We start from the raw sequence: 22,288 nt of genomic DNA, 5'->3' as shown, positions 1-22,288 counted from the left end.
CGAAATTCTCTTATGAGGGGAGCTTCCCGGCCTTGGGCGGCTCGGCGAGCTGCGAGCGCCGGCCGATCGCCGTGGCCCCGGCCGGGATCCTCGGGGTGCTCCCGCTGACGTCAGCCGAGATGTCGGGCCCGTCCGCCGGCACGCCGGTGCGCGCCCCGACCGCCGCCTCGGCCGCCTGTGCGGCCCGGGTCGACCGGCGGTAGCGCGGCGGTACGAAGGCCTCGGCCCAGCGTGGGGCCCGCGGGGTGAAGCGCGGCAGGAGGAGCAGGACCAGGCCGACCCCGCTCAGTGCGACGATCGCCAGGACGATCCACATGCTGGTCGAGCTCACCGAGAAGGCGACGGCGCCGAAGGCGATCAGCGCCGACCAGAAGTACATGATCCACACGGCGCGGCTGTGCGAGTGGCCGATCTCCAGCAGCCGGTGGTGCAGGTGGCCGCGGTCCGCGGCGAACGGCGACTGGCCGCGCCAGGTGCGCCGCACGATCGCCAGGATCAGGTCGGCGATCGGCACCGCGATCACCGTGAGCGGCAGCAGGAGCGGGATGTAGACCGGGACGGTCGCGTGCACCGCCTCCCGCTCCGAGCCGGCGAACAGCTTCATGGCGTCCGGGTCCACCTGGCCGGTGATGGAGATCGCGCCCGCGGCCAGCACCAGTCCGATGAGCATCGAGCCGGAGTCGCCCATGAAGATCCGCGCCGGGTGCATGTTGTGCGGGAGGAAGCCCAGGCACATGCCCATCAGGATGGCGGCGAACAGCGTCGCGGGCGCGGCCGACTCCAGCCCGTACCCGAACCAGATCCGGTACGCGTACATGAAGAACGCGGCGGCGGCGATGCAGACCATGCCCGACGCCAACCCGTCCAGTCCGTCGACGAAGTTGACGGCGTTGATCGTGATGACGACCAGGGCGACGGTGAGCAGGGTGCCCTGCATGGGCGTCAGGGAGACCGTGCCCATGCCGGGCACCGGAATCCACAGGATGGTGAGCCCCTGGAGGACCATCACGCCCGCGGCGATCATCTGACCGCCGAGTTTCACCAGGGCGTCCACGCCCCACTTGTCGTCCAGGACGCCCAGCAGCCAGATCAGCCCCGCGCCCGACAGCAGCGCGCGCGGCTCGTTGGACAGCTCGAAGACCTTCCTGAGCTCGGTGAGGTGGGCGGCGACCAGCAGGCCCGCGCACAGTCCGCCGAACATCGCGATACCGCCGAGCCGCGGCGTCGGCTCCCTGTGCACGTCGCGCGCGCGGATCTCCGGCATGGCGCCGACCGCGATCGCGAACTTCCGCACCGGCCCGGTCAACAGGTACGTGACCGCGGCCGTGACGCACAGAGTCAGCAGGTATTCACGCACCTAATCCCCAGATCTCTCGCGGCGTGCCAGGGCCACACCATAGGACACCCCACCCTAGGACACGGATGTACCGGCTCGGTCGCGGTACGGTCCCGTCCACGCCCCGCCGGGCACCATCGCGCCCGCCCCGGCAGCGCAGCACCCCACCGGGACACCGCGGGCACGCCGGGTAGCCGACCGGTCACCTGTGATCCGGTCCTGTCCCAGCGTAGCCAGCCGCGGGCGGTGGTGCGTGCCCCGGGCCGCGGTCAGGAGCCGGGCCGCCCCTCGGCGCCGCCGGCCGGATATGGCGGGAAACCGGCGGTCAGCGACCGTACCTCCGCCCGCAGCTCCCGCGTCCGCGGGCCGGTCGCCTCCTCCCCCAGGGCCGCCCCGACCAGCGCCGCCACCTGCGCCATCTGCTCCTCCGCCATGCCCTGGGTGGTGACGGCGGCCGTGCCCAGCCGGATGCCCTTGACGCAGCCGTCCGGCGCTTCCGGGGCCGGAACCGCGCAGATGTCCAGCACGATGCCCGCGGCGGCGCAGCGGGCCCGGGCGGCGGGACCGTCCAGGCCCAGCGGCGCGGGGTCGAAGGTGATCATGTGGGTGTCGGTGCCGCCGGTGGTCACGGTCAGGCCCAGGTCGGCCAGGGCGCGCGCGAGCACCCGGGCGTTGGCCACCACCTGATGCGCGTACGTCGTGAAGGCGGGGGCCGCCGCCTCCGCGAAGGCGACCGCCTTGGCCGCCACGCTGTGCATCTGCGCGCCGCCCTGGGTGAACGGGAAGACGGCCCGGTCGACGCGCTCGGCCAGCTCGGCGCCGCACAGGATCAGTCCGCCGCGCGGGCCGCGCAGCACCTTGTGGGTGGTGGCGCAGACCACGTCCGCGTACGGCACCGGGTTGGGCGCCGCCTTGCCCGCGACCAGGCCGATGGGGTGCGCCGCGTCCGCGATGAAGTACGCGTCGACCTCGTCGGCGATCTCCCGGAATGCCGCGTAGTCGGGGTGCCGGGGGTAGGAGATCGAGCCGCACACGATCGCCTTGGGGCGGTGTTCGAGCGCCAGCTCTCGGATCCGGTCGTAGTCGAGCAGCCCGGTGGCGGGGTCGACTCCGTAGCCGACGAAGTCGAACCAGCGCCCGGAGAAGTTGGCGTGCGAGCCGTGGGTGAGGTGGCCGCCCTGCGGCAGGGCCATCGCCAGCACGGTGTCGCCGGGCCGCAGCAGCGCGGCGTACGCGGCGAGCACGGCCGAAGAGCCGGAGTGCGGCTGGACGTTGGCGTGGCCGGCGCCGAACAGCCCGGTGGCCCGGTCGACGGCGAGCCGTTCGGCCACGTCGACGATCTCGCAGCCGCCGTGGTGCCGGGCGCCGGGGTAGCCCTCGGCGTACTTGTTGGCCAGCGGCGAGCCGAGGGCGGTGAGCACCGCCCGCGAGGTGAAGTTCTCGGCGGCGATCAGCTGCAGCCCGCTGCTCTGCCGGTCGAGCTCGCCCAGCAGCACGTCCGCGAGGACCGGGTCCTCGCGGCGCAGCGCGTCCAGGTCGGCGCCCCAGAGCGCGCCGATGCCGGCGGTGCCGGTTGTGGTGGGCGTGACGGCCATCGCGTTCACAGCCTTGGGAGGGGTACACCGGGCGTCACCCCCAATGTAGGCCCGCGACCGGCCCTGTGCGCGGCGTGGCGCCTACGCCGGCGCCGGGACGCCCGTCAGTGCCGTGACGACCGGGTCCAGCGCCTGGTGGATCTCGTCGCCGATGCTGCGGAAGTACGTGATCGGGGCTCCGTACGGGTCGTGGACCTCGTCCGCGTCCTCGCTGGGGGCCAGCAGCCAGCCGCGCAGTGCCGCCGCGGCCTGCACCAGGGCGCGGGCGCGCTCGACCACGCCGCCCGCGGCCTGCGGGTCCGGCAGCGTCGCGGGGTCTATGGCCCGTACCAGCCGGGTGAACTCCTTGAGCGTGAAGGTCCGCAGGCCCGCCGAGTGCCCCATCGAGATGACCTGAGCGCGGTGGTCGCGGGTCGCGGTGAGGACGAGGTCGGCGCGGATGACGTGCTCGTCCAGCAGCTCACGGCCGAGGAAGCCCTGCGGGTCGGCGCCGAAGTCGGACAGGACGGTGGCGGCATGTGCCTCCATCGGTGCGCCCTCGTGCCCCCAGGTGCCGGCGCTCTCCACGATCAGGCCGCTGGTGCGCGCGCTCCCCAGCCGGTGGGTGAGGGCATGCCTGGTCAGCCGCTCGGTGATGGGCGAGCGACAGACGTTGCCGGTGCTGACGTGGAGGATGCGGAAGGTGCCGTCGGCGGCGTTGCCCCCATGCAGTCCCGCTATGCCACGCCCCTCAGGGGCTGTCAATTGGCCACCTCAAGGTCGGGTACGACCTCGCGGAGCTGCTCCGCCGAGATGGCGCCGGCGCGCAGCAGGACCGGCACCTTGCCGGTGACGTCGACGATCGAGGACGGCACGTCGGCGGGGGTCGGACCGCCGTCGAGGTACACGGAGACGGAGTCGCCGAGCATCTCCTGGGCGGCGTCGCAGTCCTGCGGGGCCGGGTGGCCGGTCAGGTTGGCGCTGGAGACGGCCATGGGGCCGAACTCCGTGAGCAGCTCGATCGCGACCGGGTGCAGCGGCATCCGCACCGCGACGGTGCCGCGGGTCTCGCCGAGGTCCCAGGTCAGCGACGGCTGGTGCTTGGCGACCAGGGTGAGGGCGCCGGGCCAGAACGCGTCGACCAGCTCCCACGCCTGCTCGGAGAAGTCGGTGACCAGGCCGTGCAGGGTGTTCGGGGAGCCGACGAGGACCGGCGAGGGCATGCCGCGGCCGCGGCCCTTGGCCTCCAGCAGGTCGCCGACGGCCTCCGCGTTGAAGGCGTCCGCGCCGACCCCGTAGACGGTGTCGGTCGGCAGCACGACCAGCTCGCCCCGGCGGACGGCGGACGCGGCCTCGCGCAGACCGGTCTTGCGATCGGTCGCGTCGCTGCAGTCGTATCGCCGTGCCATTTCAGCGGTCCTCCTCATACGTGGCCATTGGGTGTTCTCGGGCCGTGGTCACGGCATGGCCCTGCGTGCGGTGGCGAAGCGGGGCCGGTTGTTCAGGTCGGGGTGGTCGGCCGCGTCCGCCCAGCCCCGTTCCTCGGTGAAGATCCACGGCACCTGCCCGCCCTGGGTGTCGGCGTGCTCGATGACCACGACACCACCCGGGCGCAGCAGCCGGTGGGCGGTGCGCTCGATGCCTCGGATGGTGTCGAGGCCGTCCTCCCCGGAGAACAGCGCGAGCTCGGGGTCGTGGTCGCGGGCCTCCGGGGCGACGTACTCCCACTCGGTCAGCGGGATGTACGGCGGGTTGCTGATGACCAGGTCGACCTGGCCGTCCAGCTCCGGCAGCGCGGTCAGCGCGTCGCCATGGTGCAGAACGACGCGACTGCCCTCGACGTTCTTCCGGGCCCACTGGAGAGCGTTCTCGTCCAGCTCCACGGCGTGCACCCGGGACCGGGGCACCTCCTGCGCCAGGGCCAGCGCGATGGCCCCGGAGCCGGTGCACAGGTCGACGATGAGCGGTTCGACGACGTCCATCGCGCGCACGGCGTCTATCGCCCAGCCGACGACCGACTCGGTCTCCGGGCGGGGCACGAAGACGCCGGGGCCGACCTGGAGTTCCAGATAGCGGAAGAAGGCGCGGCCGGTGATGTGCTGGAGCGGTTCGCGGGCCTCGCGGCGGGCGATGGCTTCCCAGTAGCGGGCGTCGAAGTCGGCGTCCGCGACCAGGTGCAGTTCGCCCCGCTTGACCCCGTGGACGAAGGCGGCGAGCTCCTCTGCGTCGAAACGCGGAGAGGGCACGCCGGCGTCGGCCAGCCGCTGAGTGGCCTGCGCCACCTCTGCGAGCAGCAGGTTCACGATCGTCCTCTCCCGTCGTTCCTGTGGTTCTTCCGCGCGCGGCCGGACGGGCCGGACGGTCAGCTTCCGTCGCCGGCGGCGGCCAGCTTCGCGGCGGAGTCGGCGTCGACACACGCCTGGATCACCGCGTCCAGCTCGCCGTCGAGCACCTGGTCCAAGTTGTACGCCTTGAAGCCCACCCGGTGGTCCGAGATCCGGTTTTCCGGGAAGTTGTAGGTGCGGATCTTCTCGGACCGGTCGACGGTGCGCACCTGGCTGCGGCGGGCGTCGGCGGCTTCCTGCTCGGCCGCCTCCTGGGCCGCGGCCAGCAGCCGCGAGCGCAGGATACGCAGGGCCTGCTCCTTGTTCTGGAGCTGGCTCTTCTCGTTCTGGCAGGAGGCGACGACACCGGTCGGGAGGTGCGTGATGCGCACCGCGGAGTCGGTCGTGTTGACGGACTGGCCCCCGGGGCCGGACGAACGGTAGACGTCGATCCGCAGATCGTTCATGTTGATCTCGACGTCGACCTCCTCGGCCTCCGGCGTGACGAGCACCCCGGCGGCGGAGGTGTGGATGCGGCCCTGGGACTCGGTGGCGGGCACCCGCTGGACGCGGTGCACCCCGCCCTCGTACTTCAGCCGCGCCCAGACACCCTGGCCGGGCTCCGTCGCTCCGTTGCCGCCCTTGGTCTTCACCGCGACCTGGACGTCCTTGTAGCCGCCGAGCTCGGAATCGGTGGAGTCGATGATCTCGGTCTTCCAGCCGACCCGCTCGGCGTACCGCAGGTACATGCGCAGCAGGTCGCCGGCGAACAGCGCGGACTCGTCGCCGCCCGCGCCCGCCTTGATCTCCAGGATGACGTCCTTGTCGTCGCTGGGGTCGCGGGGGACGAGCAGCAGCCGCAGCCGGTCGGTGAGCTCCTCGCGGCGCGCCTCCAGCTCCTTGACCTCGGCGGCGAAGTCGGGGTCGTCCTGGGCGAACTCGCGCGCGGTCTCGATGTCGTCCCCGGTCTGCTTCCAGGCGCGGTAGGTGCCGACGATCGGGGTCAGCTCGGCATAGCGCTTGTTGAGCTTGCGGGCGTTGGCCTGGTCCGCGTGTACGGCGGGGTCGGCGAGCCGCTTCTCCAGGTCGGCGTGCTCGCCGACGAGCTCTTCGACTGCCTCGAACATCAGGTTTCCTTAGGCGGAAGGGACGGGCCCGGACTGACCGGCCTCTCGGGACGACAAAGCGCCGGTCCGGTCGCCCAGCCGGAACTGGACGGCCGAAGACCGGCGCGGTGTGGGTCGCTACTTCTTGGCGGACCCGGCGTGCTTGCCGAAGCGGGCCTCGAACCGCGCCACGCGGCCACCGGTGTCGAGGATCTTCTGCTTGCCCGTGTAGAACGGGTGGCACTCGGAGCAGACGTCGGCACGGATGGTGCCGTCCGCAACGGTGCTACGGGTGGTGAACGAGGCGCCACAGGTGCAGCTGACCTGCGTCTCGACGTACTCCGGGTGGATGTCGCGCTTCAAGGGTTTCTCCTAGGTTCGGGAGGGCACCGGGTCGACAGGCCGTTTGCCTGCCGTGAACCGGGGCCGACGTACCAGTTTGCCAGCACTGGCCGTATCCCCCAAAACCGGGGGTGGCCCCCGGTATTCCCGCAGCTCCCGCGCGGTTGCCCGGCGGGCCCCGGGGCGGCGCCTCAGGGCCTTCCGAGCGGCGCGTCAGCCGGCCGCGACGACCTTGCCGGCGTCGGTCTCGTCGCCCGCCGAGCCCTTCGTCGCGGACTTGGGGACGTCCTTGTCGTCGCGCAGCGCCTGCCACACCCGCTTGGCCTTGGAGTCCATCGGCGACACCCGGTCGGGGTCCTGCGGGTCGTACATCACCGGCAGCGTGATCATCCGCATGTCGTCGGAGTCGATGCCCTTGAGCCCGTCCGCGAAGCCGAGCAGCTTGTCGACGGAGCCCAGCTCGGAGTCGGTGGTCAGCGCCTTGGTGGAGGTGTCGGCCAGGCCGTAGAGCTTCTTCGGGCTGCTGAACAGGCCGATGTCCTTGATCTGGTCGATCAGGGCCTTGATGAACGCCTGCTGGAGCTTGATCCTGCCCAGGTCACTGCCGTCGCCGACGCCGTGCCGGGTGCGCACCAGGCCGAGCGCCTGCTCCCCGTCGAGGTTGTGCTTGCCCTTCGGCAGGTTCAGATGGCTCTGCTTGTCCCGTATCGGCTCGGTGGTGGTCAGGTCCACGCCGCCGAGCTCGTCCACGAGGTCCTTGAAGCCGGAGAAGTCGACCTCGAGGTAGTGGTCCATGCGGATGCCGGTCATGGCCTCCACGGTCTTCACGGCGCAGGCCGGGCCGCCGACCTCGTACGCGGTGTTGAACATCGCGCGCCGCGCGGCCGGGGTCTTCTCGCCGTCCTTGGTGCACGCGGGGCGCTTGACCAGGGTGTCGCGCGGGATGCTGACCACGGTGGCCTTCTTGTGGCCCTTGTAGACGTGCACGACCATCGCGGTGTCGGACCGGGAGGTGCCCTCGTCCTTGCCGTACCTGCCGTTCTTGCCGGCGCGCGAGTCGGAGCCGAGGACCAGCAGGTCCATGGAGCCGTTGTCGACGTTCTCGGGGCGGTCGCCCCTCAGGGCGCTGTTGATGTCGACGCTGGTGAGGTTGCCGTTGAGCTTGAAGTACAGATAGCCCAGGCCCGCCCCGGCCAGGACGAGCGTGCCCAGCAGCGACCAGCCGGTGATCATCAGCGCCCTGCGGCGCGTACCGCGGGCCTTACGGCGTCGGCCGGTGGCGCCTTTCCCGCGGCGGCCCCCCGCGCCCCGCGTGCTCTTGGTCTGGTCGCCCATGCGCTCCTCTGTTCCCGCTGCCCCGGCGCCCCCTGCCGTTACGGTCAGGCATCGTGTCGCTTCGTATCGTCTTGCCCGTCGTCCTGACAGACGACGAGCCGAGCGCCAGGGTTGCATATGGGCCGTTCGGGGCCGTTTCAGAGGCCGTCCAGCTCCCGCTCCGCGCCGCCTTCCCTTTTCGGCCCCTTCGAACCGCTCTGACCTGCGGCTCTCGGGGCGGTGGGCGCTGCCTGCCGCGCTGGATGCGGCCGGACACCGCTGTGTCGTAGATCTCAGGATCCCAGACAGACGAGGGCCCCGCCGTCGGTGACGGCGAGGCCCTGGTCAGGAGCGGTTCGACGCGATCAGTCGCCGTTCCCCGGGGCCGGGGTGGTCTTGGCGATCTGCATCAGGAACTCGGCGTTGGACTTGGTCTGCTTCATCTTGTCCAGCAGCAGCTCGATGGCCTGCTGGGAGTCCAGCGCGTGCAGCACCCGGCGGAGCTTCCAGACGATGGCCAGCTCGTCGGACCCGAGGAGGATCTCCTCCTTGCGGGTGCCGGACGGGTCGACGTCGACCGCCGGGAAGATGCGCTTGTCGGCGAGCTTCCGGTCGAGCTTGAGCTCCATGTTGCCGGTGCCCTTGAACTCCTCGAAGATCACCTCGTCCATCCGCGAGCCGGTCTCGACCAGCGCGGTGGCCAGGATGGTCAGCGAGCCGCCGTCCTCGATGTTGCGCGCCGCACCGAAGAACTTCTTCGGCGGGTAGAGGGCGGTGGAGTCGACACCACCGGACAGGATGCGGCCCGAGGCCGGGGCGGCGAGGTTGTACGCGCGGCCCAGACGGGTGATCGAGTCCAGCAGGACGACCACGTCGTGCCCCAGCTCCACCAGGCGCTTGGCGCGCTCGATGGCCAGCTCGGCGACGGTGGTGTGGTCCTCGGCCGGGCGGTCGAAGGTCGAGGAGATGACCTCGCCCTTGACCGACCGCTGCATGTCGGTGACCTCTTCCGGACGCTCGTCGACGAGGACGACCATCAGGTGGCACTCGGGGTTGTTGTGGGTGATCGCGTTGGCGATCGCCTGCATGATCATGGTCTTGCCGGTCTTCGGCGGGGCCACGATCAGACCGCGCTGGCCCTTGCCGATCGGCGACACCAGGTCGATGATCCGGGTGGTCAGCCCGCCCGGCTCGTTCTCCAGGCGCAGCCGGTCCTGCGGGTACAGCGGGGTCAGCTTGCCGAACTCCGGCCGCCCGCGGCCGGTTTCGGGCGCCATGCCGTTGACCGAGTCCAGGCGGACCAGCGCGTTGAACTTCTCGCGCCGCTCGCCCTCGCGGGGCTGGCGGACCGCGCCGGTGACGTGGTCGCCCTTGCGCAGGCCGTTCTTGCGGACCTGGGCGAGGGAGACGTAGACGTCGTTCGGGCCCGGCAGGTAGCCGGAGGTCCGGATGAAGGCGTAGTTGTCGAGGATGTCCAGGATGCCCGCGACGGGGATCAGGACGTCGTCGTCGGCCAGCTGCGGCTCGCCGCCGGCGAACTCGTCGCGGCCGCGGCGGCCACGACGGTCGCGGTAGCGGCCGCGGCGCCCGCGGCGCCCACCCTCGAAGTCGTCGTCCTCCTGCTGCTGGCCCGCGCCACCCTGGGCACGGCCCTCGCGCTGCTGGCGGCCGCCCTGCTGGCCGCCCTCGTCACCCTTGCCGCCCCGGCGCTCGCCGCGCTCACGCTCGCCGCGCTCACGCTCACCGCGCTCACGCTCACCGCGCTCACGCTCACCGCGCTCACGCTGGCCGCGCTCACGGCGCTCGCCCTTCTGGCCGCGCTCGCCGCGCTCCGGGCGCTCGCCCTTGGCGGCCCGGCCCTCGGCGGTGTCGGCCGCGGCCTCGGCCTTGGCCTCGGTCCGGGTGTCGACCTTGACGTCGGACTTCGCCTCCGCCTTGGCCTCGGCGGCCGTGTCGGGGCTGCCGGTGGGCGCGGTGACCCGGCGCCGACGGCGCTCGCCGGCCGGCTGGTCGTCGCTGACGGGCTGGCCCGGGATGTCGATCTGCTGCTGGCCCGCGGCCTTCTCCGCCTGGTCGGCGGCCTTGTCCGACTTCACGGCCTTGGCGGCGGTGGCGTCGGCGTCACCCGTACGGGCCTTGGAGGTCGCGCGGCGCTTGGGCTTGGCCGGCGCCTCGGCGGCGTCGGCGGGCGCGGCGGCGCCGCCCGAGCCTTGCGCCTGCTTGTCCTTGATGACCTCGATCAGCTGGCTCTTGCGCATCCGCGCGGTGCCCTTGATGCCGAGGCTGGAGGCGAGCTGCTGGAGCTCGGCCAGGACCATGGCGTCGAGGCCGGTGCCAGAGCGGCGGCGCCGCGGGGCACTACCAGTGGCAGCACCGCTGGCAGGCGCGGCAGGAGCGTCCGTGGCGGGCGCGGCGGCATTACCGACGGAATTGTCGGCGTTCACGCCCATCAGATCGGTGGTGTCGCTCACGAAGGGTCCTTCCCTGGAGCGGGCGTCGGCCTGTCTGGCTCGGCGACCGGTTGTGCTGTCCGGCTGTGGTCGTTAGTCGTGCGGACCGGGCCGGGGCGGTGGTCCGCCGGGTACGGCGGAAAGATCAATTCATGGTTCCGGCGCGGCGGCAAGACTTTCATTGGGGTCCGTCACGCCATGTTCCGGAGCGTGCTCGGCACTGCTCGGTGCAGTCGAGGAGGCTCCCGGAAGAAGGGTGGTCCCGGAGGGGGACACTGAGCACCGCACCCCCGAGGCCGCTTCCCTTCGGCATCGTGAGGCATCAAGTGCAGACTTGAGGTTAACACTACCGGATCCAACAAACATTCCCCCTCTCCAACTCCGGCGATCGCTTCTCCCGGCCGGCCGGGGTCTCCCCCGGGTCCGCCGGCTGTCAGGTCAGCGGTAGGACACTCGCTCCCCGGGCGTCGAGGGCCAGCCGGTTGGCCGCCCACCCCTCGCCCGCCAGCAGTGCGACCTTCTCGGCCGCTCCGTCCGCGCCGTCCTCGACCAGCGCGAGCACCGTGGGGCCCGCGCCGGAGATGACCGCGGGGACGCCGTCCGCACGCAGTCTGCCCACCAGGGCCACGCTCTCCGGCATCGCGGGAGCCCGGTACTCCTGGTGCAGGCGGTCCTCCGTCGCCGCGAGCAGCAGCTCAGGACGCCTGGTCAGGGCCTCCACGAGAAGCGCCGCGCGGCCGGCGTTGGCCGCCGCGTCCACATGCGGAACGGTACGCGGCAGCAGTCCGCGAGCGGTCTCGGTCAGCACCGGCTTACTCGGCACGAAGACCACCGGAACGATGGAACGCGCCGGATCCATCCGGATCGCCCGGGCCGCGCCCGCGTCCGTCCAGGCGAGGGTGAAGCCGCCGAGCAGGCAGGCGGCGACGTTGTCGGGGTGGCCCTCGATCTCGGTGGCCAGTTCCAGCAGCGCCGCGTCGTCCAGCCGCTCGGCGCCGCCTATGGTCACGGCTCGGGCCGCGACGATCCCGGCGCAGATGGCGGCGGAGGAGGAGCCGAGGCCGCGGCCGTGCGGGATGCGGTTGGCGCAGACCACCTCCAGGCCGCGCGGCTGCCCGCCCAGCAGGTCGAAAGCGGTGCGCAGGGACCGTACGAGCAGGTGGCTCTCGTCGCGCGGCAGAGTCTCCGCGCCCTCACCCGCGATGTCGACATGCAGGCCGGAGTCGGCGACCCGGACCACCACGTCGTCGTAGAGCCCCAGGGCCAGGCCGAGGGCGTCGAACCCGGGGCCGAGATTGGCGCTGGTGGCGGGGACGCGCACCCGGACGGCGGCGGCGCGGAACGCTGGACCGGCCATCGCTCGATGACTCTCCTTGTGTGACTGCGAATTTTTCAAAGAGGCTCGGAACACCGCCAGGGGCCGAGACGGGAGTCACGACGACACCGCGCAGAGAGGACAGCAGACGTCAACAGACGTGGCTCCGCTGTTGCTCTGCGTCGGGGCGGATTCAGTACAGCCTATCGAAGGATGGTTCAGTGGCGACATAGGGCGCACGGGAGGCGCACGATGCGTGTCGCACGCCGCCCTGTGCTCCTTTTCAGGCCAGGTCGTGCTTTCAGGCCAGCCCGAGCCGCTCGGCGGCCGCGTCCGCGTCCACCGGCACCGGCGTGGCCGGCCCGGCGCCCGCGACGGCCCACTCGGGGTCCTTCAGGCCGTTCCCCGTGACGGTGCAGACGATGCGCTGCCCCGGGTCGACCTTGCCCTGCTCGGCGGCCTTGAGCAGGCCCGCCACGCTCGCGGCGGACGCCGGCTCGACGAACACGCCCTCCTGGGCGGCGAGCAGCCGGTAAGCAGCGAGGATTTGACGGTCGGTCACCTCGTCGATGAGGCCGCCGGACTCGTCCCGGGCCCGCTCCGCCTGCGCCCAGGAGGCCGGGTTGCCGATCCGGATCGCGGTCGCGATGGTGTGCGGGTCCTTGACCGGCTCGCCGCGCACGATGGGCGCCGCGCCGGACGCCTGGAAGCCCCACATCCGCGGTGTGCCGGACGCGAGGCCGTCCGCGGCGTACTCCGTGTAGCCCTTCCAATAGGCGGTGATGTTGCCCGCGTTGCCGACCGGCAGCACGTGGATGTCCGGCGCGTCGCCGAGCATGTCCACGATCTCGAACGAGGCGGTCTTCTGCCCCTCGATACGGGCCGGGTTGACCGAGTTGACCAGGGCCACCGGGTACTTCTCCGAGAGCCCGCGGGCCAGCGTCAGGCAGTCGTCGAAGTTGCCGTCGACCTGGAGGATGCGGGCTCCGTGGACCAGCGCCTGGCCCATCTTGCCCAGCGCGATCTTGCCCTCGGGACCAGGACGGCGCACACCATCCCGGCCCGTACGGCGTAGGCGGCGGCGGAGGCGGAGGTGTTGCCGGTGGAGGCGCAGATGACGGCCTGCGCACCGGCCTCCTTCGCCTTGGTGATGGCCATCGTCATGCCGCGGTCCTTGAAGGACCCGGTGGGGTTGGCGCCCTCGACCTTGAGGTGGACCTCGCAGCCGGTGCGCTCGGAGAGCACCTGGGCGGGAACGAGCGGGGTGCCGCCCTCGCGCAGGGTGACCACGGGCGTCGTCTCGCTGACCGGGAGACGGTCGCGGTACTCCTCGATGATGCCCCGCCAGCCGGACCAGCGGGTGCCGGCCATGCGCGGGCGATCTGCCATAGCGTTCATGATTTCCTTTGACTCCCCATACTCCCCGGACGGGCCGTGCGCCCCGGACGGACCGGACTCTCCGGACGGGCCCTCGGAGGCGGCCGGGCCGCGCTCCCCGGGCAGACCGGACTTCCCGGGCAGACTCATTCGCCTCGTTCGCCTTCGACGCGCATCATGCTGGCGACGTCGCGGACGGTGTCCAGGCCGCGCAGCGCCCGCACGGTCGCCGACAGCGCGGCGTCGGTGGCGCGGTGGGTGACCACGACGAGGGAGGCCTCGCCGTCCTTGCCCTGCTGCCGGACGGTGTCGATGGACACGTCGTGCTCGGCGAAGACCGTGGCGACCTGCGCCAGCACGCCCGGCTTGTCGGCGACGTCGAGGCTGATGTGGTAGCGCGTGACGACCTCGCCCATGGGGCTGACGGGCAGCCGGGTGTACGCCGACTCCCCCGGCCCGGTGGTCTCGGCCAGCTTGTTGCGGCAGGCGGCGACCAGGTCGCCGAGGACCGCGGAGGCGGTCGGCGAGCCGCCCGCGCCCGGACCGTAGAACATCAGCTGACCGGCCGCGTCGGCCTCCACGAACACCGCGTTGTACGCCTCGCGGACCGAGGCCAGCGGGTGCGTCAGCGGGATCATCGCCGGGTGGACGCGGGCGGTGACCGACTGGCCGTCGGCGGCGCGCTCGCAGATGGCGAGCAGCTTGACCGTGCAGCCCATGCGCTTGGCGGAGGCGATGTCCGCGGCGGTGACCTCGGTGATGCCCTCGCGGTGCACGTCGTCCAGCCGGACCCGGGTGTGGAAGGCGATGCCCGCCAGGATCGCGGCCTTGGCGGCGGCGTCGAAGCCCTCGACGTCGGCGGTCGGGTCGGCCTCGGCGTAACCGAGGGCGGTGGCCTCGTCCAGCGCCTCGGAGTACCCGGCGCCGGAGGTGTCCATCTTGTCGAGGATGAAGTTGGTGGTGCCGTTGACGATGCCCAGCACCCGGTTGACCTTGTCCCCGGCCAGGGACTCGCGCAGCGGCCGTACCAGCGGGATCGCTCCGGCGACGGCCGCCTCGTAGTACAGGTCCCTGCCGTGCTGCTCGGCGGCGGCGTGCAGGGCCGCCCCGTCCTCGGCGAGCAGCGCCTTGTTGGCGGAGACGACGCTGGCGCCGTGCTCGAAGGCGGTCGTGATGAGCCCGCGGGCGGGCTCGATTCCGCCGATGACCTCCACGACGACGTCGATGTCGCCGCGTTTGACCAGCGCGGTGGGGTCGGTGGTGATCAGCTCGGCGGGGACGCCCTCCCGTACCCGGCCGGGCCGCCGGACGGCGACCCCGGCCAGCTCGACCGGGGCGCCGATACGGGCCGCGAGGTCGTCCGCGTGCGTCGTCATGATGCGCGCCACCTCTGAGCCGACCACTCCACAGCCCAGCAGCGCCACTTTCAGCGGACGCGTACGCATCATCCGACCTCGTTTCTCATCCATCTAGGTGGTGCACCAGTCTCACTCGCCGGACAGACCCCGCGGTGCCGGGTCCAGTATCCGAGATTGACCCCTGATTCTTTCAGAAATCTTAAACAGGGTCTTCCAGGTGAACTTCAAAGGGGCTGCACAGAGCCGCACGGACCGGTGGCTGAACAGGGCGTCGGCCGAGCTGCAAGGGCCCGCTGAGCAGGGCGTCGGCCGAGCAGCGGGGGCAGCCGGGGCCCTACCCGACAGCCCTACCCGACGTCGAGCCGCAGGAGGTCCTCCTCCGTCTCGCGCCGGACGATCACGCGCGCCTCGCCGCCGGTCACCGCGACGACCGGCGGGCGCAGCGCGTGGTTGTAGTTGCTCGCCATGGAGCGGCAGTACGCTCCGGTGGCGGGCACGGCGATCAGGTCGCCGGGCGCCAGGTCGGCGGGGAGGAAGGCGTCGCGTACGACGATGTCGCCGGACTCGCAGTGCTTGCCGACGACGCGCGCCAGCATCGGCTCGGCGGTCGAGCCGCGGGAGACCAGGGCGACGGAGTACTCGGCGTCGTACAGCGCGGTGCGGATGTTGTCGGACATCCCGCCGTCCACGCTGACGTACGTCCGCAGCCCGGGCAGCTCCTTGACCGTGCCGACCTCGTACAGCGTCAAGGTGGTCGGTCCGGCGATCGCGCGGCCCGGCTCCACCGACAGCCGCGGCACCGCCAGGTCCGCGCTCTCGCACTCCCGGGTCACGATGGCCCGCAGCGACCTGGCGATCTCGTGCGGCTCGCGCGGGTCGTCCTCGGAGGTGTACGCGATCCCCAGGCCGCCGCCGAGGTCGATCTCGGGGAGCTGCACGCCGTGCTCGTCGCGGATCTGCGCGAGCAGTCCGACGACCCGGTGCGCGGCGACCTCGAAGCCGGAGGTGTCGAAGATCTGCGAGCCGATGTGCGAGTGGATGCCGACGACCTCCAGGCCGTCGAGCTTGAGCGCGCGCCGCACGGCCTCGGCGGCCTGCCCGCCGGCGAGCGAGAACCCGAACTTCTGATCCTCGTGGGCGGTGGCGATGAACTCGTGCGTATGCGCTTCCACGCCGACGGTGACCCGGATCTGGACGCGCTGGCGCCGGCCGAGCCGCTCGGCGATGTGCGCGACGCGGGCGATCTCCTGGAACGAGTCGAGCACGATCCGCCCGACACCGCTTTCCACGGCCCGCCGGATCTCGTCCGTCGTCTTGTTGTTCCCGTGCAGGGCAATGCGCTCGGCGGGCATCCCGGCCGCGAGCGCGGTGGCCAGCTCACCGGCGGAGCAGACGTCGAGGTTCAGCCCCTCCTCGTGCAGCCAGCGGACGACGGCGCGGGAGAGAAAGGCCTTGCCCGCGTAGAACACGTCGGCCTCGTCGCCGAACGCATCGCGCCAGGCCCGGCAGCGGGCGCGGAAGTCGTCCTCGTCGAGGATGTACGCCGGGGTCCCGAATTCCTCGGCGAGCACTCGTACGTCGAGCCCGCCGACGCTGACAGCGCCGTCTTCGCCTCGGCTGACCGTACGGGACCACACGCGCGGGTCGAGGGCGTTGAGGTCGGCGGGGGGAGCGACGTAGTGACCCTCGGGGAGGACGTCGGCGTAGCGGGGCCCTGCGGGGTGGGCGGAACGGCTCATTTCGTAACTCTGCTCTCTTCAGAGAATGTCAGGGGCGCTGATGCCGAGCAGGGACAGGCCACCGGCGAGCACCGCCCCGGCGGCGTCGGCGAGAGCCAGCCGGGCACGGTGGGCGGCCGAGGGTTTCTGCTCGCCGCGCGGCAGCGGCGGGCAGGCGTCGTGGCAGCGGAAGAAGGCGTCAGCGGTGGCTTCGAGGTGCCGCGCGAGCCGGTCGGGCGCCCGGTGCCGGGCCGCGGCTTCGAGGACGCGGGGGTGGTCGGCGAGCAGGGCGATGAGCTCGGCCTCGCGGGGGTCGGCGTAGGGGGCGGGGAGGCTCTGCGTATCGGGCGAGTCGGTAGCCGATGTGCCGGTCTCCGACGCGCCGGTCGCCTCGGGCTGGAATCCCAGGTCGCGGGCGTTGCGAAGCAGGGCCCGGGTGCGGGCGTGGGCGTATCGGATGCGGAAGAGCGGGTTGGCCTCCCGCTGGGCCAGCAGCGTGCCGGGGTCGAGCACGGGCACGTCGTGGGCGGCGGGGCGCAGCAGCGCCCAGCGGGCGGCGTCGGACCCGAGCCGCGCGAAGAGGTCCCCGGCACCGGCGGGCACGGGCACGACGTGGAGCCGCTCGCTTCCGTGGGCCGGGGAGCTCGTGGACCGGGACATCGCGGGCGCGGACTGGAAAATCGCGGATGTGGACCGGGAAATCCCGGGCATGGACTGGGGAATCTTGGGCGCGGGCTGGGGAATCCCGGGCGTGGACCGGGAAAACTCGGGCTGAGGGGCGACATCGGCCTGCGCGCCCTGGGAGCGCAACAACCGGACGACGGTACGGGTCAGCAGGTCGGCCCGGAGCTCGTCGGCGGGCGCGAAGGAGACACGCGTTCCGGCGAGCGCGGCCCCGTGCCCGTACCGGACCCCTGCGCTCCGTACGGCCTGGACCAACTCCCGATGCCCGGCCCGCGCCACGGTGAAATTCAGGAATCCAGCCCCGGTGATCTCGACCCGGTCGATACCGGGGAGACCGGCCACGCGGTCTTGAAGGATCTCCGCGACGGCCCGCGGCGGCAGCCCCGCGGGCCGGGCGAGCTTCAGCGCGACGCTGCTGGCGTAATCCCCGCACCCACCGGCCCGCGCCCGCTCCACCTGCACCCGCTCGGGCACCGGCACCCGCAGCGCACCGTCCTCGACCGCACGTCGCACGGCGTGCAGCACGGTACGGGAGAGCTGGGCGGGCGTCACGGGACAAGCGTATGGGAGGAGGGGGGTGCCCACGCGAACCGGTTTCGCTCCTCGGGACGGCGGACTGGGCGGGGGCGGACGGCGCGACCGAGGGCCGCGCGGACGTCGTCAGCCGGACGGCCCCAGCAGGGGCGCCGCGTCCCCGGGCGTGCTGGCACCAGGCCGCCCGGGCCCTCGCCCCCGCATCAGCTCTTCCACCAGCCGCACCAGGTCGGCGGGCTCGAAGGGTTTCGCCAAGAACGCATCGACACCGACGGCCCGGCCGCCATGCCCCTCCAACTGCGTACAGGCGCTGATGATCGCGACGGGCACATGACACGTGCGGGCGTCGGCCCGCAGTAACGCGGCCGTATGCACGCCGCCGAGCCGCGGCATCACAGCGTCGAGGGTGATCACATCAGGCCTCACCTGGTGCACGATCTCCAGGCACTCGGCACCATCAGCCGCGGTCACGACCTCGAAGCCCTCCAGTTCGAGGTTGACCCTGATCAGCTGCCGGATGACCTTGTTGTCGTCGACCACAAGGACCCGGCCGGTCAAGCCAGGCACATCTGGAAGAGTAGGCGCGCCACCGCGGCTGCGTCCCGGTTTTGCCCACTTCCGCCACGTGCGAGGGACCTTTCCCCGACCGCCCACCGCACCGACACCCGATGCGGTAGAGCTCCCGCCCCGGCCCTACCGGCCCAGCGGGAGATACGCGTTCCTGATCACCCTCCCGGAGCTGGTAGTGTTCTACCCGTCGCCGAGAGAACAACGGCGGCAACGCCCCCGTAGCTCAGGGGATAGAGCAACGGCCTCCGGAGCCGTGTGCGCAGGTTCGAATCCTGCCGGGGGCACCTTGCATGAGGTGCCAAAAGACCCCGCCACCAGCCAAGTCGCTGAGTGCGGGGTCTTTGCTTATGTGCAGCCGGATGCCACCGTGAGCGGCCGTATGTCGGGTCCTGTGGACTATTCGTGGACAGGGACTCCGGCGCGTTCTCGCAGGTCAGCCTCCGGAAACACGAAGACCCCCGGACAGGTCCGGGGGTCCATTGTGGCGTGAGTGAGGGGCGAGTGGGCTCAGTCGATGTCGTCGTCCTCCTGGTCGCCCTGGTCGTCCTCGTCCAGCAGTTCGGCAATGCGGCGGTTGGCGATGTCCTCCCGGCCGTCCAGGCACTTCGCGTAGCGGCTCAGGAGCACTTCCACGCTGTTCCCTGCCCGCTCGGCCACCTCGGTTGGGTCCACACCGGCGTTGAGCCAGGTGGACAGGGCGGCGTGCCGCAGGTCGTACGGCCGACCGGCCAGCGGCGAGGCGACCTGGTCGGGCGCGAGCGCCAGGCGCCGGGCCTCGTCCCAGACCCGCCAATACGTGGTGGAGGCCACCACTCCCCCGCGCTCATTCGCGAAAAGCCATCCGTCTTTCGCCGTACCGAATTCATCGATGTGAGCGCGGAGCATGCGCACCAGGCGGGGAGGAATGGGGACGACGCGGGTTTCGTCCGCAGCCCGGTTCTTGAGGCCCCGGTGATCGTGCACGGAGTCGGTTCCGGTCCAGCGCTTACCGACAGTGGGGCGGGTCTTCTCCAAGATCAGCGAACCCCATCCCTTTTCGGGAAGCGTGCAGTCCTGCCGCCGCAGCCCGACTGCCTCCGCCGGACGCAGCCCACCGAAGTACATGCAGGCGAACAGCCCGACAAGCCGACGACCCCGAGCCCGCTTGTAGCCGCCCACGTAGGAGACCGCAGCGAGCAGTTCCCGAGCCTGCCGAGGGTTCACCACGACGCGGCGGTCAACCTGCTTGGTGACCTTCGGCAGCTTCCATTTCACGGTGGTCACCGGATTCTCCGGAAGCTCCCCAAGATCGACGGCATAGCCCAGCGCGTTGTAGAGAACAGAGCGCTTCCGCCGCACCGTCTCAGCGGCGGCCGGAGCCCCCTCAAGCGTCAGCTTGAGCGAGTCCAGGACGCGGCGGATGGCGGCGGGGTCCTTCAGCCCCGCCAGGGGCTGAGAGGCTTTCTCGACCCAGCGCAGAGCGTTCGCGATCTCAGTGGGCTGCGGCTCAGCGTCCTCGGACTGAACGACGAACGCCCAGCCCCGCAGTGCACGGCGCAAGGTCTCATCGTCCGGCCGGCCGGGACGGTCGTTGAGGAGTTCGGTCGTGACAAGGGTCAGCGTCTCGTTGATGCTGTCGCGCGAGTTGGGCGCGGCATGCGGCCACTTCATGTCGAGGTACTTGCGGGCGAACGCGTACCAGGTCAGGGACACCGTGACGGCCGTCGCCATCGACTCCGGAAGACCCGTCTCCGTGTCGAACTCCTCGCCGTTTTGTGCAGCCCGCATGAGCTTGGCACGGAAGTTGTCGGCAAGCGCCTTGGTACGGAAGGTTTCGGGGAACGGCTTAGCGTCCCCCACCTTCCAGCGCACTTCGTAAGAGGGCTTCTTCGTGGGTCGCTTGCGGATTCCCCAGATCCGAACGTCGTGAGATTTCACGCCGCCTTCCCAAGGCCGTTCAACCAGGCGGTGAAGTCACTCCGCCAGACGCGCAGTTCGCCATTCGGCAGCTTGATTGCATTCGGCGCCTGCCCGAGTTCGCGCCACCGGTAGAAGGTCCGACGGGAGACTCCGCCGAGTTCGCTCAGGACTTGCGGGACGGTCATCAGTTCGTCGCGACGGCCGCTCACGTCGGTTCTCCTTCCGTTCCAGAGGCGGGGTGATGGTGGCGGACAGCCATTCCTCGGCCGGGGTGAGGCCGGTACCGGCGAAGGCCCAGTGGGCGAGGACAAACGTCGTGTCGTCAGGGCCGGAGTCGGCGAGTGCGGCAGCTTGGGCACGGCGCCATTCGGCCCGCGCGTTCCTCAGTGCGCCGAGAGTGGTGGAGTAGCGGCGGGACTTGGTGGAGAAGTGGCCCCGGAAGCCGAGCATGTGAGCCCAGGCGCGGAGCCGGAGGTGTTCCAGGTCTTTACGGGCACCGAGGGCCCAGGCCGTTCGGATCATGCGACGTGCGTGCTCGGTGACGTCGAGCTGCGCGAGTTCGGCGATAAGCCGGAGCGGCCGGTCGAGGGCGCCTGTCGCGGTCTCGGCGCCCTTGGTGGCGTACTTGGCGATGTACGCGGCCACGGCCCGTTCCGTCAGCTCCGTGCCGTTGTCGAACTGGCGCCCGCGGATGGCCCGCACGTCGAGTTCCTTGCCGAAGGCGAACGTGTGAGTCCGGCCGTCGACCACGGGGCCGTTCACGCGTGCCTTGGCGGCGGCACGGATGGCGTCGGTCAGCAGCTCGGTAGTCGCCCAGGCCGGGGGTGCCGTGTCGCCACCGCCGGGACCGTCGAGGCGGATCACGGCGTGGAAGTGGACGGCCCCGCGCTTCTGGTACTCGGCGACCTTGGCAAAGGACAGCCGGGCATGGTGGCGGAAAGCCCGCTGGCTGAGCCCCGCCCGCTTCGCGACCTCCCGCCGCAGGTAGATGGAGAAGCGCCGCCACAGCGGCCCGGCGTGTGCGTTCCAGAGCACCGCGGATTCGTAGTCGTAGGTGGCCGGGTTGAGTGGGGTGCCAAGGACGCCGTCGTCCTGGTCGTGGAGGACTCCGCAGCGGCAGGGCCGGACAACACCAGCCGGACCAGTGGGCCGGTTGTGGACGGGGCCGAAGCTGGGGGCCGTGAAGGTGGCGAAGACGCGGGGATGGGTGGCGACCTCTTCGGGCGTGCCCTTGCCGCCGCGCAGTCCTGCCGTGATCAGGTGGAAGGTGTCCCGCCGGTAGGTCTCCGCGCAGGCCGGGCAGCGAGTGACACGGCGGTTGTTGCAGCGGACCAAGAGGTGACCGGCGGGCAGGTCGGCGGAATTCAGGTGATGCAGGACGCGGCCGATCTCACCGGTCTGCCGGTCGACCTGGTGCTCGGTGCGGTGGCCGTCGAGGCGGATCGGGTGGGTGCAGCCGCCGAGGCCGGAGAGCTGGCGGAGCAGGGCGGGCAGGATGCCGAGTGCCGCCAGGGTGCCGAGTTCGGGCAGCGGTGGCGGGGTGGTGCGCGTAATGATGGTGCTTCTCCTTTTCGGCTTCGGTCGTGAAGGGGTTGGGCTGCCGGGGCGGCGGATGCTTGGCGGTATCGAGGCCGCCCCGGCAGTCATGCGGTCAGCGGCGGCGGTGGCCCCGCTGACTAGTGAGCAGCGAGCGCATGACGACGGCGGCCAGGGCGACGGAGACGGCCGCGATGGCGACGGCGGCGAGCAGGGCCGTCAGGACGATGCCGACGGTCACCACGGCGCCGACCGTTCCGGCGCTGAGCCCGATCGACGGCGCCACCCGGCGGGCGGGCATGGGCGCGGCGGTGTGCTGGCAGGTGCAGGCCGGCACGTGGCTGTGCTGGGCCGCCGGAACGGCCGAGCTGATCACGTGAGCTGACGGCAGGGTCGGAGCCTCGGGGTACTGCGGGCGGAACAACATGGCGATCACCTCTCAGCTACTCGTCTAGTCATGTGTGCCGTTTACGGCGTCGACGCCGGACCGCGTGCCGGATTCGACGGAGGGCGCAAGGCCGGTGTGGGAGAGCCAGAAGCCGAAGAGGGCGATCACGGCGGCGACCCACAGGCGGACGCCGAGGAACTTGATCGCGGCCCAGGCGATGACTCCGAGGACGAAGACCAGGGGCAGGCTGACGGTCACAGACGGGGCCTTTCAGCGGACGGGGCAGCGGTGGGTGCGGGCGGCCAGTTCGGCGGCGGCGCGGGTGTCGTAGTCGTTGGAGAAGTCGCAGCGCGGGGCGGTGCACACGGCGGTGTGCTTCTCCCGGCCGCGCTGGTCGTAGGCGGTACCGACGCGGACCGGGCCGGTGCGGGCGACGTTGCGGAAGCGGCGGAGCATGGACACG

The 22,288-nt window shown here is 71.5% G+C and carries 19 protein-coding genes, 1 tRNA gene and 2 pseudogenes; 1 reads left to right on the top strand and 21 read right to left on the bottom strand.

All coding sequences use genetic code 11. The annotated features are described in order from the left end of the window. Nucleotides 1-10: 10 nt before the first annotated feature. The 15 genes and pseudogenes from Q3Y56_RS24395 to Q3Y56_RS24325 form a co-directional block, all read right to left on the bottom strand. A complete protein-coding gene (locus Q3Y56_RS24395) occupies nucleotides 11-1,357 on the bottom strand; it encodes an MraY family glycosyltransferase (protein WP_304463969.1) in 1,347 nt (448 codons plus the stop codon). Nucleotides 1,358-1,605: 248 nt separating this feature from the next. Beyond that, nucleotides 1,606-2,931, bottom strand: coding sequence for a serine hydroxymethyltransferase (gene glyA, locus Q3Y56_RS24390; protein ID WP_304463968.1), 1,326 nt, complete (start codon nucleotides 2,929-2,931; stop codon nucleotides 1,606-1,608). A gap of 81 nt (nucleotides 2,932-3,012) precedes the next feature. Next, complete coding sequence (locus Q3Y56_RS24385; RefSeq protein ID WP_304463967.1) at nucleotides 3,013-3,675, bottom strand: protein-tyrosine-phosphatase; 663 nt, start codon at nucleotides 3,673-3,675, stop codon at nucleotides 3,013-3,015. Beyond that, complete coding sequence (locus tag Q3Y56_RS24380; protein WP_304463966.1) at nucleotides 3,672-4,319, bottom strand: L-threonylcarbamoyladenylate synthase; 648 nt, start codon at nucleotides 4,317-4,319, stop codon at nucleotides 3,672-3,674. The genes Q3Y56_RS24385 and Q3Y56_RS24380 overlap by 4 nt, the downstream gene beginning before the upstream one ends. 48 nt (nucleotides 4,320-4,367) lie before the next feature. Next, nucleotides 4,368-5,213, bottom strand: a complete 846-nt coding sequence (gene prmC / locus Q3Y56_RS24375; RefSeq protein ID WP_304463965.1) for a peptide chain release factor N(5)-glutamine methyltransferase — start codon at nucleotides 5,211-5,213, stop codon at nucleotides 4,368-4,370. A gap of 59 nt (nucleotides 5,214-5,272) precedes the next feature. After that, entirely contained in the window at nucleotides 5,273-6,361 is a 1,089-nt protein-coding gene (prfA, locus tag Q3Y56_RS24370; RefSeq protein WP_304463964.1) for a peptide chain release factor 1, read from the bottom strand. A gap of 117 nt (nucleotides 6,362-6,478) precedes the next feature. After that, entirely contained in the window at nucleotides 6,479-6,703 is a 225-nt protein-coding gene (gene rpmE, locus Q3Y56_RS24365; RefSeq protein WP_135339212.1) for a 50S ribosomal protein L31, read from the bottom strand. Nucleotides 6,704-6,895: 192 nt separating this feature from the next. After that, entirely contained in the window at nucleotides 6,896-8,017 is a 1,122-nt protein-coding gene (locus tag Q3Y56_RS24360; protein WP_304463963.1) for an LCP family protein, read from the bottom strand. 344 nt (nucleotides 8,018-8,361) lie between these two features. Further along, nucleotides 8,362-10,467, bottom strand: coding sequence for a transcription termination factor Rho (gene rho / locus Q3Y56_RS24355; RefSeq protein ID WP_304463962.1), 2,106 nt, complete (start codon nucleotides 10,465-10,467; stop codon nucleotides 8,362-8,364). Nucleotides 10,468-10,879: 412 nt separating this feature from the next. Then, entirely contained in the window at nucleotides 10,880-11,803 is a 924-nt protein-coding gene (thrB, locus tag Q3Y56_RS24350) for a homoserine kinase (protein WP_304463961.1), read from the bottom strand. A gap of 259 nt (nucleotides 11,804-12,062) precedes the next feature. Beyond that, nucleotides 12,063-13,132: pseudogene (gene thrC / locus Q3Y56_RS24345) on the bottom strand (threonine synthase). 152 nt (nucleotides 13,133-13,284) lie between these two features. Beyond that, complete coding sequence (locus Q3Y56_RS24340; protein ID WP_304463960.1) at nucleotides 13,285-14,586, bottom strand: homoserine dehydrogenase; 1,302 nt, start codon at nucleotides 14,584-14,586, stop codon at nucleotides 13,285-13,287. A 257-nt stretch (nucleotides 14,587-14,843) separates the two neighbouring features. Continuing rightward, nucleotides 14,844-16,235 (bottom strand): diaminopimelate decarboxylase, encoded by a 1,392-nt coding sequence (lysA, locus tag Q3Y56_RS24335; RefSeq protein WP_304463959.1) that lies wholly within the window; start codon nucleotides 16,233-16,235, stop codon nucleotides 14,844-14,846. Between the two features lie 18 nt (nucleotides 16,236-16,253). After that, nucleotides 16,254-17,450: an ArgS-related anticodon-binding protein NrtL gene (gene nrtL, locus Q3Y56_RS24330; protein ID WP_304463958.1), complete on the bottom strand. Its 1,197-nt coding sequence runs from the start codon at nucleotides 17,448-17,450 to the stop codon at nucleotides 16,254-16,256. Between the two features lie 108 nt (nucleotides 17,451-17,558). Then, on the bottom strand, nucleotides 17,559-17,990 hold the full coding sequence (locus Q3Y56_RS24325) for a PleD family two-component system response regulator (RefSeq protein ID WP_304465774.1): 432 nt from the start codon (nucleotides 17,988-17,990) through the stop codon (nucleotides 17,559-17,561). Between the two features lie 224 nt (nucleotides 17,991-18,214). On the opposite strand from Q3Y56_RS24325, the gene Q3Y56_RS24320 reads away from it, so the two are divergent. Beyond that, nucleotides 18,215-18,286, top strand: a tRNA-Arg gene (locus Q3Y56_RS24320). Between the two features lie 223 nt (nucleotides 18,287-18,509). Here Q3Y56_RS24320 and Q3Y56_RS24315 read toward each other — a convergent pair. The 6 genes and pseudogenes from Q3Y56_RS24315 to Q3Y56_RS24290 form a co-directional block, all read right to left on the bottom strand. After that, nucleotides 18,510-19,919, bottom strand: coding sequence for a tyrosine-type recombinase/integrase (locus tag Q3Y56_RS24315; protein WP_304463957.1), 1,410 nt, complete (start codon nucleotides 19,917-19,919; stop codon nucleotides 18,510-18,512). After that, nucleotides 19,916-20,086, bottom strand: coding sequence for an AlpA family transcriptional regulator (locus Q3Y56_RS24310; protein ID WP_304465773.1), 171 nt, complete (start codon nucleotides 20,084-20,086; stop codon nucleotides 19,916-19,918). The genes Q3Y56_RS24315 and Q3Y56_RS24310 overlap by 4 nt, the downstream gene beginning before the upstream one ends. Before the next feature lie 20 nt (nucleotides 20,087-20,106). Then, nucleotides 20,107-21,395, bottom strand: a pseudogene (locus Q3Y56_RS24305) (replication initiator). Between the two features lie 157 nt (nucleotides 21,396-21,552). Further along, a complete protein-coding gene (locus tag Q3Y56_RS24300) occupies nucleotides 21,553-21,861 on the bottom strand; it encodes a hypothetical protein (RefSeq protein ID WP_304465772.1) in 309 nt (102 codons plus the stop codon). Nucleotides 21,862-21,888: 27 nt separating this feature from the next. Further along, nucleotides 21,889-22,083 (bottom strand): hypothetical protein, encoded by a 195-nt coding sequence (locus Q3Y56_RS24295; protein ID WP_304463956.1) that lies wholly within the window; start codon nucleotides 22,081-22,083, stop codon nucleotides 21,889-21,891. Between the two features lie 12 nt (nucleotides 22,084-22,095). Continuing rightward, nucleotides 22,096-22,287, bottom strand: coding sequence for a mobile element transfer protein (locus Q3Y56_RS24290; RefSeq protein WP_135340011.1), 192 nt, complete (start codon nucleotides 22,285-22,287; stop codon nucleotides 22,096-22,098). Nucleotide 22,288 lies beyond the last annotated feature (1 nt).

This window comes from Streptomyces sp. XD-27 (genome assembly GCF_030553055.1).
GTDB lineage: Bacteria > Actinomycetota > Actinomycetes > Streptomycetales > Streptomycetaceae > Streptomyces.
The sequence above is the reverse complement of the archived record's forward strand: the minus strand, read 5'-3'. Positions and strand labels throughout refer to the sequence as shown.